Below are 13,293 nucleotides of genomic sequence, written 5' to 3' on the forward strand. Positions count from 1 at the left end.
CCAAATCAATAGAAATATCCTCCAAAAGCCTCAACTACTACTCAATACCAGAACGATTACTTTTCCATTAGAGCGGCAGCACACCACAGATAAGGTCCCTGCCCATGATAATCACCCGTGCGGCGTGGACGGTCATAATAATACTGTTTACTGTTCTTCTTATTCGTACCCACGCAAATTTCTCTTACTTGATTTTTATCATTAAGATATGAGACTAAAGCTATCCACGCCTTACGAGCAGCAGGAGCATATTCTTCAGCATTCAACCATCCATTCTTAACTCCCTTGATAAAAGCAAAAGTGAACATAGCCGATCCGGATGTTTCAGTCCAACAGTCAGACTGGTCGATCAACTGATTCCACAAGCCCTCCGGGTTCTGATACTTCTTCAGACTTTCCATCATTGTCCGATAACCTTCCAAGATACGGGGACGGTCTTTGTGATTTTTAGGCAAACACTGAAGTAACTCCGTCATTCCGGCAGCCATCCAGCCATTTCCACGTCCCCAATAATAAGGTACATCCGGTGCATGATAGAAAAGGCCGTTCGGACGTTGCAACTCATCCAGATACATCACCATCTCTTTAGCTGCACGATCAATATATTTTTTATCCTTCGTTACTTTATAAGCACGAGTCTGCACGATTGTAATCATATACATATCATCAATCCACAAACGTGTTTGCCAGGAATATCCTTTTTCAGCCCATTCCTTTTCCTCCGGTTTCGCATTTGCAGGCACTTTCCATTGAGAATCGGCATAAGGCAATCCTAAATACCAATATTTCTTATCTTTCGTCACAAGATATAACTCAAGTGGCAAACTCCCGAACATATTCACATCAACATGATTCATAATAGGTTGCAACGCTTTCTCCTCGGTAAACAGAGGTTCAAACTTATCTTGCAAACGATTGAGAAGTTCTTTATCTTTTGCAAGATAAGCATACCGTAAAGCCCCGTTCCAATAGAAAGTCTCCGGATAACCAATCCATTTTCCGACATGAAGCGCATGTTTCTCTGTCAGAAAACGATAGGCCAATCGCTTACCTATTTCCTCCGGAGTAGAGCCCTCCGGGAAATCTTTCAACATACTCGTTTGAGCAAACAACAACTGAAAAGGAATAAAAAATAATAATATTAATACCTTCTTATACATAAATACCTAATCTTTATTTATTCAACAATATATCTTTCGATTCAACATTATATCCATCTACCCGCAAAAGCATCTTATCCACCCCTTCTTTACAATCCACCTGAAAACGGATTTCTTTAGATTCGCCGGGCATCAGATAAAAATATCCGTCATCAAAATAAGCTGGACGAATGGGCGCATCTGTTTTTGCATTCCTCAAAGTCAATGCTATTGCGGCTGCCAGATATTGTCCTGGATTTTTCACAATAAGTTTACCCTCATAATGATTTGCTTTTTTCGCAAAATTCTTCACAGATACATTCACCGAAGCAACTGGTAAATCAGTCAAAACCTTTCCATCCCATTCCTTTTGATTGAGCCAATAGACATTATCATCCAACAACTTTCCATTATTTGTTGTCAATACCAGCTTTACCCAACTGAAATCAGGAAGACCTTTTATATCCTCTAATTGTGCTACAGGAGTCAGTGCATTAGCTGTCACATGACTTACCTTTTGTTGTGAGGAACGTATCTTTTTTCCTTCTTTATCGTAAACCGCGACTTCCACTTTCAAATTCCGATATTCTTTCAGCGTAGTATTAATAATATCAACTTTATGTTGACTATTAAGACTCATCTGAATATGAAGAGGACGGCACGCCTTTTGAGTGCCATAATAGGCACCGGCAGTTTCGCCATTTGAACTGTAATTCTGCCAAACCATACTAGGCCATGCAGGATGACTCATCCACAGTAGTACTCCGGAAGCATCATTCCACATCTTACTGTTCCATGCTTCAAAAATAGCCCGATGGCTTTCGTAATTAATCAATTGTGCTTTTTTACAGAAATCATCTAAATTATCAGAAGGTCCTAATTTACGATCCATGCCTTCCTTATAAAGCTCGCTAAAAGTCTTACTACCATATCTATGATTATGCCAATCATGGTAATACCAAACATCACTAATGGGCCATGTATCCTCTTCCGCCATAAACTCACGAACAGTTTCAGCCGTAGGCAGAGAAGGAGTACCCACTTCGGATCGGAATCCTCCGGCCAAAGAACGGTAGTACCAGCCTGCATCAAACTGATAACGCCAAGGCCCGCTTCCTGAACTATTCAATGAACGGGAATTTCCTGTATAATGCCTGCTGCCGTCCTCTTTAGCCAAAGTGGCGGCCAACATGTACTCAAGTTCATTGGTTGCAAATCCTTCATTACGTGCACACCATAAAGCAATAGAGGGATGATTGCGGAAACGACGTACTGTTTCGGTCACATTTCTAACGAACAGGCAGTTATCCAGCGGATTGAGGTTAAACCCATCTGTCGAAAGCCAAAAATCATTCATAACCAACATTCCGTACTCATCACAAAGCTCATAAAATACTTCTTCCGTACTCTCACCCGTCCAGTTACGAATCATATTATAATTCATATTCTTATGCAACTTCAAGGCAGGTTCCAGTCGTTCCCGGGAAACTCGCTTCATACCATCATCCATTCCCCAGTTACCTCCTTTACAAAAAATCCGTTGTCCGTTCACCTTTATAACCATATATTCTTTCATCAGTGAATCTTTTATCAACTCTATTCCTTGTGAAGATACTGGTTTTAATAAATAGGGGACAAACTCTCCATCGTAATTCGTATAGCGAACTTTATTATCTGTTTTCTTACGTTTCACAGTATCAAAAGCGGGTTTTCCATCCTGCAAAGCAGCAGTCGGATTATAGTTCAAACGCACTATAGGAGAGTTATACTCGTATGCAGACAATTCATACTCCAACTCACGGATACCGATACGCATCTTCTTTACGTCAAGCGTGTCCTTACCTGATGAAATCAGACTTAAAGATGCATCATATAAATACTGTTCTCCATACCCATTCGGCCACCAGAGACGTGGATTCTTCATTTGCAGTTCTTTACACTCATTAGAAGTCAGCTTAATCATCCTCTTTTCATTTGCATTCAAAGAGACCGGATAAACAGCTGACAATCCGCCAATATTAAAATGCAAATTAGCAGTACGAGTCGTTTTAGAAGAATTATAAATCTCCGCCTGAACGATAAAATTGACAGAAGTAGTGTCAGGCAAAGGCAAATCCGTAATCACATGTGTATCAACAATTTCCAATTCATTTCCAAATTTGACTCTGACATCCTGCCAAATACCCATGTTTCGGTCGCGTATGCCGGGAATCCAATCCCAGCCTTCTGAAGAGATAAAAGTAGGACCATCCAGGCACAATGCTCCACCATTGGGACCAATTCCTTCTTTCCTATTTGCCTCGTGAGGAATACCGGGATTGTTAGGCGGAAGAATACGAATGGCCAACAGATTCTTTTTATCATAATCCACCCAAGGAGTTATATCAAAAATACCTCTCTCAAAAGCACCGGTCATCGTTCCTAATAACTGCCTATTGAACCAGATCTCCGCTTTATAATTGATTCCATTCAGAATCAACTTCACTTTCTCTCCCTTCTTATTACGAGGAATACTAAAAGAATTGCGATACCACCAGTCCATCCGGCAAAGCGTATCGGGAATCAATAAATTATTAAGTCCCCAGTAAGGATCAGGGTACACACCCTGATCCACCAATGTAGTTAAGACTGTACCTGGAACTGTTGCCGAATACCATTCACTTGTATCTAAATCTTGCGCAACTACTGATTTTTCGGCAGCTCTAGCTTTATACCCTTCTATCATTTCCCATCCTTTGGATAGTTGATACTCCCAATCGGAAAGCGGACTCAATTCTCCGGGTTCTATAACCTTCTTTTTAAGTTTAGCTGTCTGAAACGAATATTTTGAATGAGGTATCACTTCGGAACTTTGCCTACGTGATAAACCAAAATTCCATTTCAATTTTTGCGAATAGATGCATTCTATAGAAGAACACAGAAAAATAGCAATACAAGCAATATATGTATCCAGCTTTATTCTCATTGTTTTATAATCTACTATTTTATCTTCAGCTTCTTTACATCATCACATACAGCGACTGCTACCCGAGAATCAGCACAACCATAATAGAGGTATAATTTCCTTTTGTGATATGCAAGTCCCTCAATAAATACTGTTCCATCTTTGTACTGTCCGCTCTTCTCAAAAGGAGCCTCGGGAGCAAAGAAAGGCTTATCCAAACGATCCAATACTTTATAAGGATCGTCACCATCCAATAACAGCTGTCCGGCACAATAAGCATTGGCTGGATAGTCAGCATCTCCAGTTTTACCACTATTCTTACCATTATACATAAGAACAATACCATGTTTGGTACGAACAGCCGGAGGACCACATTCTGTCAGCAAACTATCAAAATGCCCTTTACGAGGTTGTATAATTTTCATTAGCTCATTCTTCTCATCCAAAACCGGATACCAGTCAATCAGGTTATCAGAAGTAGCAGCATATACCGCATACTCTCCCCAATACATCAAATACTTACCGTCAACTTTATCAATGACCAGTTGATTTCCTTTCAATTTTGTTAGAATAGAACCTGACTTGCAGAAAAGATTATTAAATCGACCGTTATATGCCTTATCAAAGGCAAGTCCATGTTTTGTCCAATTCTTCAAATCTCGGGAAGTAGCTACAGCAAGACGCGCTTTTTTTCGATTCCATGCCGTATAAAGCATCACATACAATCCGTCTTCGGTCATAGCCACACGGGGATCTTCGCAGCCCCCCGGCCAATCTTGATCTTTAAAATTATCTTCGGCAGGAAAAAGAACAGGGCTAGCCATCCTCTTCATCTCAATCCCATCCTTACTTTCAGCATAACCAACACGTGAAGTTCTTTTACCTATGCCTTGAGCCGAATTATCTTCTGCGCGGTAAAGTACAATAATTTTTCCGTCTTTTGTAGTAGCAGCCGGATTAAATGTATCACTTTCTTCCCACTTCACTTGCTGTTTCCGCATCGGACAATAAAATTCTGTCGGTTGCGGTGATATGACAGGATTAACTCCTTCCGGACGATGGAACGGACCAATCACCCAATTATTATCCTGTTCTTCCTGAGTAGTATCTAAAGAAGGTGCATTAGTAAATCCACATGCTGATAATATACCGACTACACCTATGATAAACTTAAGTTTCATCTCACTTCTTTTTAATGATTAAAATGATTTCTCTACAATATCAATGATTGATTCCACAATCTACCGAAACAAAGAAAGCAGAATCAATTCATATTCTTACTTTTTTACTTCAATTTATATTCTTGCTTATTTATATTCCAGCCTTTCAGTGCCAACACAGCTCCATCTTTCAACTTTCCTTTTGCGGTTTCAATGGTTACCGTTTTCTTTTCACCCGGCATCAAGGAGAAGAAATTGTCTGTATAGAATGAAGGACGTATCGGACTCATTTTTGAATTCAGGAATTGCAACTGATTAAAGAAAGCAATCTGCCCGGAGGTATTTCTCAAAGTAATATCTACAAAGTAATTGTTATCATCTTCTCTTACTTTATAGGTAAGTTTCACTTTTGCCTGCTTCAGTTTACTCAAATCTTCAAAACCTGAAGCAGCCGGACCGGTCAAAGTTTTGCTTCCTTCATATTTGTCATTAGAACGCCAATAGAAGTTAGAAGAAACATCTTTTCCCTTTTCATCTTTCAGAATCAGTTTAATAAAGTGAACTTGAGATATGTTTTCCGGGAAACGAATAGTCAACGCATCGTTTACCACTCCATCCGAGGGTAGATTAACCACTGCTGATTCTTCAAATACTTTCTTGCTGTTAATATCGTAAACCTGTGCTATCACTTTATAATTCTTAAATTCACGATAATAATCATTCACTACAGACACTGTATTCTTAAGATAGTCAAACTGTGCATGTAATGGTTCTAAAGAGTTGGCAGTATGATAAAGCGACGCTGTCGGTTCCAGAGACCAGTCCCACATACGGGAAGCCACTTGAGGCATAGAGCAGTTATGATACCAAAACAAAAGTCCGGAACAGAAACGATCACCATAATCCAGCTTATTGTAGTTCCATACTTCCCAAATGCTCTTCGAATTAATAGCTCCCAACAATTGCCCTTTCTGTGCAAACTCATCAATGGATGATGATTTTCCGTAGTTATTCACCAAGTCTGTATACATAGTACTCATCAGATGGAAACCATTTCCATCCAGATAATCCCATACTTCCTTATTGATAGGCCAAAGGTCTTTTTCATCCATCATTTCTCGGAGGATTTCCACAGTTGGAAGAGTAGGTGCACCGTATTCCGGATTAAATCCGTCTACACGGCTTCCTCTGGGAGAGGCCGTATTTTCATAATGCTGCATCGGATTTACCTGTTTGTAAGGACTGCCATCATGCACTCCTTCACATTCGGACTGCATCTGGAAGCCACGTGTACCATCCAGTTTATTCAGTAATTCAGGAGTACCGGTAACTTCTGTACTCTCATTAGAAGCAACATAATAAGCCAAAGAAGGATGATTACGAATACGTTTTACGGTAGATTCCACGTTACTCATATAGAGAGCCTTATCATGCGGATGACGAGTATCACCAGTCATCCAGAACTCTTGCCATACCAACAATCCCAATTCGTCACACAATTGGAAGAAATAATCAGACTCTGCAATTCCGCCTCCCCACATTCTTAAAAGGTTGACACCGGACTGGCGGGAGTACCGCAATTCTGCATAGGTACGTTCATCCGAAGTTCTCAACATTGCTTCCGGTATCCAGTTGGTACCACGAATAAACAATCGTTTACCGTTCACATAAAAGACACGTGATTTATCTGGCGTCTTTCTATCCGAGACAATTTCACGAATACCGAATCTTGTTTTCACAGAATCACATTCTTTGCCATCAACTGATACTGTCAGCTTCAGGTCATATAAGTTTTGTGGTCCTTTATTGACAGGCCACCACAGTTTTGGAGAGTTAATAATCAGTTGCGGGAACTCTTCGGGGGAGAAGGTTGCTGTTTTTTCTTCTCCACGCATCAGTCGGAAGGTCTTTTCAAAAGTGATATTTTCACCCACAATTTCACCCTTCACCTTGCAACTGATTACCCGATTACTGGTCGATGGATTGATAATCTCAACCGATACAGTCTCACGAGCCTGGTCATAATCAGGTTTTCGCAATTCAGATTTAACGAAAGGATGGCGTAATGCTACTCTGCCTGTAGCATAGAGGGAAATATTTTTCCATATACCTGTATTACGGTCACGGATACCGTCCATAAAGGTAAAGTCCCAACCTACCGTCATCAACATGGTAGTATTCAAACCAATGTTACCGTTTCCACCGTTATGAAATTCGCCGGCTGCTCCCCAGGATTTCGGCTTCGCACTTCCGGGAACATCTACCGGATAGACCTTTATAGCCAGTCCGTTTTTTCCTCCGATTTTCACAAAATCCGTAACATCAATATAGTCCTGAATAAACATACCGTTCATTGTGCTCAACAAGTTACCATTCACCCATACTTCTGCCCGGTAGTTGATACCATCCAACTGTAACCAGACAGTCTTTCCCTTGAATGACTGCGGTACTGTAAAATCTGTCCGAAACCAATAGGTGTAAAAGTCACGTCCGGTTTCAGAAATATCCGGTATCAATTTAGATTCAATCTTATTATTGATTCCATAATAAGGCTCCGGGTATTTTTGGTTATACACCAAAGAATTCAAAACTGTTCCGGGAACGATGGCCGGCATCCAATTTGCAGTTGCATAATTGGATAACGAAATCTTTTCTCCGGGATCTGTTGCATCTCCAGCTTTTATCATTTTCCACTGGTAGTCGCCCTGATGACCAATTTCAGAATCAAGCCAGATGCGTTGCGCATTTCCGACATTGTTCTTCCCATTCTGTGCTGTCACTACTGCAGCAAAAAGTAATAATAAAATCGGGAAAAAGGTTTTAGCAATGTTGTGCATATTCGTACGTTACAATTTATTGGTTTATATAATCTTAAAAGTCTAAAACGGATGAGGACAAAAATAGTGTTTTCTACCTGTCCGGCATGCTAAAAACAAGTCAATAAATGAAATTTGAGTCCCAAACTGCCATATATTGCCTATTTGAAGGTTATCTAGCAACAGACAAAAAGACATTAGTTAATCATTGGTTTATCCATTACAAATAGTTGGCATGTTAGCTATTAATAGCTGAATTCTCGGATATTAATACCTTACACGACAGGTATTAATACCCGAGACCTCAATAATTAACAGTCTGGAGACTCACTAATTCCGGTGCACCGTTCCGTCATTTCGTAAAGACAAATTCTGTCCGTAATCCCCGGTGATCGAATACATTTTCAAACGGCCCCCAATTAGGAAGAACGATATCCGACGTTTCTGTCTTCTCTCCTATCACCTGACAACTTTTCACTTCCGTGTTGGGAGACAAGGTATAAAGAGTCAAATCTAATCGGTCTCTGGTGTCCTTCTCGCTCGGGCGCGGCGTCCATGTGAATCCCGGATGCGTCACAGGATCCGGATGTATCGTTCGGTAAGCATCACCTTTTATGCCGCCTTCCCACAAAGAACGGGTGGTAGGCCACTGAACAACGTAAGGAGCAAGTTCTGCTTTCAAGGCACCTTCCGTCCAGTCAAGCCATGACGGTTCATTGAAGTCACCCGAGAGACAAACAAAAGGAGTGGTAGACGAATTAAAATCCTCCAGCAGTTTGTCCACCATGCCTTGACGGGCTTCTTTATTGACTTTTACTACATAGTCAACATCGTCCGTACCTTCATATCCTTCATATGCGATACCATTCAACTGATAAGGACCGTAAGGATAGAAAGCACCGTGACAGTTCATCACCAGCACAACAATGCCATCACCCAAGTCGATATAAACACCATACTTGTTTGGTGTAATCCCCGAGAAAGGATAACGTGATATAATGCTGCATTTTCCCTGCCTATTGTTGGAGTGAGTATGAACGTAAAGCCCCTGTGCTTGTATATCAGATTCGGAGAGATTACTGCATTCCTGCGCACAAAGCACGTCCACATCAATTCTATTGAAGTAATCCAACACAACGGAAGTCGATTTACCCCATAAGTTTTGTGTAGCAAGTTTCAACGTTTTGGGTGCTACACGTGTTGCCCAAGTAGCAGCAACTTTTCCATTTGCATCAGCAGACATTTCAATATAGTAAGTCTTTCCACTGCCTACATTCAACGCAAGCCCCACTGGTACCGTTACCCGTACGTCCTGTTCTCCAGAAATCGGATGAGTGATATGCAGCGTAGCATTCACTCCAAAGGTTTCGGCGCACATATCCGGAAGCATATAACATACATCCTCTTGGGGTACACACTGATAGGTCTTTCGGGTTGCTACCGGAAGATTCTCATATTCACTGTAATGTTGAGGTTCGATATGAACATAAGGAACAGAAGAAGCGGCATCCGCAAAAGTCACGGAATTCACTGTAATATCCGAAGCTGTATCCGGATCCTTTTGCAAAACGATCTTAGATGCACGCGGAGCAAGAGTAACCTGCACCGATGCAGACGCAGCAGCTACACGAAGTGTACCATCTTTTTCATTGCCTCTACTGACAAGCATCGCCATCGGATCAGCTAACGGCAATTGAGGAGCATACGCTTCTAAATCCCAATAAGTCTTACCGGAAGCCAACTCTGGGAATTTATCAGCTGTGGTACACAAAAACAGGAATCGATAAACGACGCCTTTAATTACAGAAACCTTTATTTCATTTGCTGCATCCCCTATACTTCCTGTTTTGTCAAACAGATAATTATATTGATCGTCAAAACAGAATATTTTCCATTTCATTCCGTCCAAAGACACAGAAGCCCTGGTGGAGGACATCGTTAGCCCTCCCTCCATATTCAGACTGAAACGTATTTCTTTTGTGTCATCCTCCTTCTGCACATCACTTACATATCCTTCAGCACAAGCCGTGAATAAGCTGGAAATCATTAGAAGAATCACAAATAAAGTATTCTTTAGCATTTCTTACAAATTTAATCATTGAATATATATCCTTTCAAGAATCCATATAATTATTCCCAACCGGCTTTATCACGGATACATCTGTAGGGGATTCCGTAATCCTTCTTCACTGTCCATTCATCGTTAAATGTCTGTCCCGCTATAGTAAGACCTGGCAGTTTGATGTTCACCCAAGCTACGTTCGGCCACGTACCATAACAAGCTAAGTCTTTCACATTGGGAGTAGCTCTATCGTATGGGTATCCCCCCAATATACGCAAATTAGTAGCCTCATCGTCTTTATCGAACCAACAGTAAGTATATAAAGCCTCTGCCACTTGTGATTTAAGATGCTGTCCTACCCACAAAATATAATCTTTTGCCTCTGCATCATTCAATGCTGTCCAACCCTCGGGACAAAGATTCTTCGCCCCCTCATTACCCGTTTTACCTTTCATAGGAGTATTAAACGTATATCCTTCAGTTCCACAGAAATAAGCCTTATCTACTGTATTATGGACAAGATAGGTGGACTGACGACAGTGCACTGGCGAATAGAGCTTCTCTTCCCACGATAGACAAGGAAGCGGAGTGCCTGGATACGGATCGGCAAACCCGATTACCAACAAGTTCTCATCTGAAACGGCTCCGTTAAGATGTGTGATAGCAAACTGACTTGTCTTCTCAGGATGTGCAGTCACCGTGTAAATAATCTCATGACGATAAAGACCGCTACCTGCATCTTTAGTAGATGAAGAAATGGTAAGCCATTTAGGTAGGCTTCCGTCATACGCAGCGTCCAATGCTGCTGAGCTATAATCTGTAACGACACGTTTTATAGTATATGGCATTGTAGCGTCAGCTGCAATCTTTACATAAGTCCCTTTAATATCTGTACCAGCAATGACAGTAGCCTTGTCATCCATTACAGAGATTCCGTCTTCAATCGTCACCCAATCAATTGAAGTACCGTCTTTCCATTCTTCTACTGAGATGTCAAAGCCTGTAGAACCGGCTATCTTTTTCGTATTAAGCTGATAGAGATAGTTGGCCTCCACATTGATATCAGCAGTAAGATTCAGATAAAGAGTCGGCCCTTCCGTATTGGTATTGGCAAGTTTAGTGGTAGCCCATACAACTGTTTTTTCATTCTGCTCAAGAGTTGAAGTCAACTGAGTCGGATAAAGATAGAAACTCTTTCCGTCATTAGCTAAATCAGCTGCCGGTATTTCCAAAACATCAGAAGATATATTGCCTGCATTACCACTTACGTCACCGATGAATCCTTGAGTGTATCTATTCTTAATATATACCTTATCGATCACTAATCCCGATTCTGTTGGATCATTCAACAAATCAAATCTAGCTACACGTCTTTTAAGTTTTACATCAACCTGATTATTGGAAGATTCTACATCGGCAACTGTTACATACTCCTTACCATCTGTTTTGACATTAGACATAACAAATGGAGGATTCAACTTACCACTTTCGGCAACAGTTTTGCTATTTAGTAGTTCATCGATTGTATTTGTTGCACTCATATTAGGGAAATTGCTCTCATTCTCACTCTCCACAATGATGAATCTCTTTTCTCCTCCAGTCGAAGAAGTTAATTCAACAGTATATGACCTTGTATCACCGTTTGCACCTACAGAAGCAGCTGCATAATTTAAGACATACCTTTGTTCATACTTACCTTCTCTGCTAAATTGATAAAAGGCTATTTTGTCATTAGTGCCTCCATTTTCGTCACCTACACCTACTGCCCTTGTAAGGAATGCCCCGGGAGTATGCACATTAAACGTTATTTTTCCTTTGCCTAAAGGCTGTTCCTCGGGGGCTGGGGTTTCATCACTTTTCGAACAACCAACTAATAAAACAGTTGACAACAAAGCCAGACATATATAAATATTCTTTAGAATTTTGTAGTTTTTCATATGTAAACAAATTAATTACGCTCCTTATCCCAAAAGAGCTGACTAAACCATTAATAAATTGTTTTATAGTTCTAAAAAACTTGAGAGGCTGTACCCAATCCCAAATTTGAACACTGCCTCTCAATATTATATTCATCAATCAACAACCCATCAATTCCATTCGATTTGTTGGTCTTCGTCCGGAATCAACGTATTCAAGTCACGTTGCATACTTAATGTACCTTCTACTCTATACTTCATACGGTTACCCGGGCTAAGTGTATAGTCCTCAAATGAGTATCCCATAGACAAAGTGATATAAATATGCTTCAAGTAAGGCTTCACAGGATCATTCTCTTCGACAATCGTATAATAAGGAGCTTCCTTAAATTTGTCGTCTCCTTCGCCCAGCAAGAGAATTTTAAAGTTATTGCCATCCTCTCCCCCGTTATCGGTCCATAATCTCAGTTTCTTCTTCAACTCACTTCCTTCATTCAGCGGTTCATCTGTAAACTCTACATATAATTTATAGTATTTACGGTCCATGTAATTCACATCACGAACTCCCATATAAAACATAATGGTCTTCTCGTCATACACATAAGCTTTATGGGTAGCTAACATGAAATTATCCTTTTGATTCTCCAAAAAAATCTTTAATAGGCTACCATCATACGAACCGGAGTAATCATTGAACGGAATGATATTCAACAATGCTTTCCGATAATGCAGACGGTTGTTCACCTGATAGTTATAAGATGGATCGTCTTGAATAGTCAATGGTAGAATATATTTATCCGACATATCCAACGGTTTCGCATTGTTCTGCCCTCCTAGCGTAAAATCAATAGGTAACAGTGCTTCAGATTCACCTGCAGGCATTTCTACAGTTTCCGGTATGGAATAGTATTGTTGATCCAACAAATGGTAAAAAAGTTCCCGACGGCGTTCACCAAAACGTTCCTGATTCAACACATCCAAAGTATCCTTATCAAGTGCTACATGAATAGTTCTTGCCTGTGTATTCATGGTTGAACCACTCAACAAAACCGGAAGCTGATAAGTCACCACTCCTCCTGGTTTGTAGCGTACATAAGTAGAAGTTACTCCTTCATTATTAATCTCTGCTTTGAAAGATGCCAGCTGTTTGAATTGTTCATCTTCCCACTCATTGTTACATGAAGTGCAACATACTGCCGCCATCATGCCAATCAATAATTTACATATATTATTCATATTTTCTATCCAAATTTAGT

At 40.5% G+C, this 13,293-nt stretch carries 7 protein-coding genes; all 7 read right to left on the reverse strand.

All coding sequences use genetic code 11. The annotated features are described in order from the left end of the window. Nucleotides 1-56: 56 nt before the first annotated feature. The 7 genes from BSCG_RS20800 to BSCG_RS20770 all read right to left on the reverse strand — a co-directional run bounded on the left by BSCG_RS20800 (nucleotide 57) and on the right by BSCG_RS20770 (nucleotide 13,273). Nucleotides 57-1,160, reverse strand: a complete 1,104-nt coding sequence (locus BSCG_RS20800) for a glycoside hydrolase family 105 protein (protein ID WP_008775220.1) — start codon at nucleotides 1,158-1,160, stop codon at nucleotides 57-59. A gap of 13 nt (nucleotides 1,161-1,173) precedes the next feature. Further along, nucleotides 1,174-4,104, reverse strand: coding sequence for a glycoside hydrolase family 2 protein (locus tag BSCG_RS20795; protein WP_032849371.1), 2,931 nt, complete (start codon nucleotides 4,102-4,104; stop codon nucleotides 1,174-1,176). A gap of 14 nt (nucleotides 4,105-4,118) precedes the next feature. Beyond that, nucleotides 4,119-5,264 carry a glycoside hydrolase family 130 protein gene (locus BSCG_RS20790; protein ID WP_004323025.1) on the reverse strand — a complete coding sequence of 382 codons (1,146 nt, stop codon included), beginning with the start codon at nucleotides 5,262-5,264 and terminating at the stop codon, nucleotides 4,119-4,121. Between the two features lie 104 nt (nucleotides 5,265-5,368). After that, nucleotides 5,369-8,080: a glycoside hydrolase family 2 protein gene (locus BSCG_RS20785; RefSeq protein WP_004296566.1), complete on the reverse strand. Its 2,712-nt coding sequence runs from the start codon at nucleotides 8,078-8,080 to the stop codon at nucleotides 5,369-5,371. A gap of 331 nt (nucleotides 8,081-8,411) precedes the next feature. Beyond that, entirely contained in the window at nucleotides 8,412-10,139 is a 1,728-nt protein-coding gene (locus tag BSCG_RS20780) for an endonuclease/exonuclease/phosphatase family protein (protein WP_004296567.1), read from the reverse strand. Nucleotides 10,140-10,189: 50 nt separating this feature from the next. Further along, entirely contained in the window at nucleotides 10,190-12,058 is a 1,869-nt protein-coding gene (locus BSCG_RS20775; protein ID WP_004296568.1) for a hypothetical protein, read from the reverse strand. 150 nt (nucleotides 12,059-12,208) lie between these two features. Continuing rightward, complete coding sequence (locus BSCG_RS20770) at nucleotides 12,209-13,273, reverse strand: DUF4973 domain-containing protein (protein WP_004296569.1); 1,065 nt, start codon at nucleotides 13,271-13,273, stop codon at nucleotides 12,209-12,211. Between the last annotated feature and the right edge of the window lie 20 nt (nucleotides 13,274-13,293).

Source organism: Bacteroides sp. 2_2_4 (genome assembly GCF_000157055.1).
Lineage (GTDB): Bacteria > Bacteroidota > Bacteroidia > Bacteroidales > Bacteroidaceae > Bacteroides > Bacteroides ovatus.

Bases quoted from the DNA above. Each gene is read 5' to 3' on its own strand.
- BSCG_RS20795 (WP_032849371.1), bottom strand. From the start codon at position 4,104: ATGAGAATAAAGCTGGATACATATATTGCTTGTATTGCTATTTTTCTG.
- BSCG_RS20800 (WP_008775220.1), bottom strand. From the start codon at position 1,160: ATGTATAAGAAGGTATTAATATTATTATTTTTTATTCCTTTTCAGTTG.
- BSCG_RS20775 (WP_004296568.1), bottom strand. From the start codon at position 12,058: ATGAAAAACTACAAAATTCTAAAGAATATTTATATATGTCTGGCTTTG.
- BSCG_RS20785 (WP_004296566.1), bottom strand. From the start codon at position 8,080: ATGCACAACATTGCTAAAACCTTTTTCCCGATTTTATTATTACTTTTT.
- BSCG_RS20780 (WP_004296567.1), bottom strand. From the start codon at position 10,139: ATGCTAAAGAATACTTTATTTGTGATTCTTCTAATGATTTCCAGCTTA.
- BSCG_RS20770 (WP_004296569.1), bottom strand. From the start codon at position 13,273: ATGAATAATATATGTAAATTATTGATTGGCATGATGGCGGCAGTATGT.
- BSCG_RS20790 (WP_004323025.1), bottom strand. From the start codon at position 5,264: ATGAAACTTAAGTTTATCATAGGTGTAGTCGGTATATTATCAGCATGT.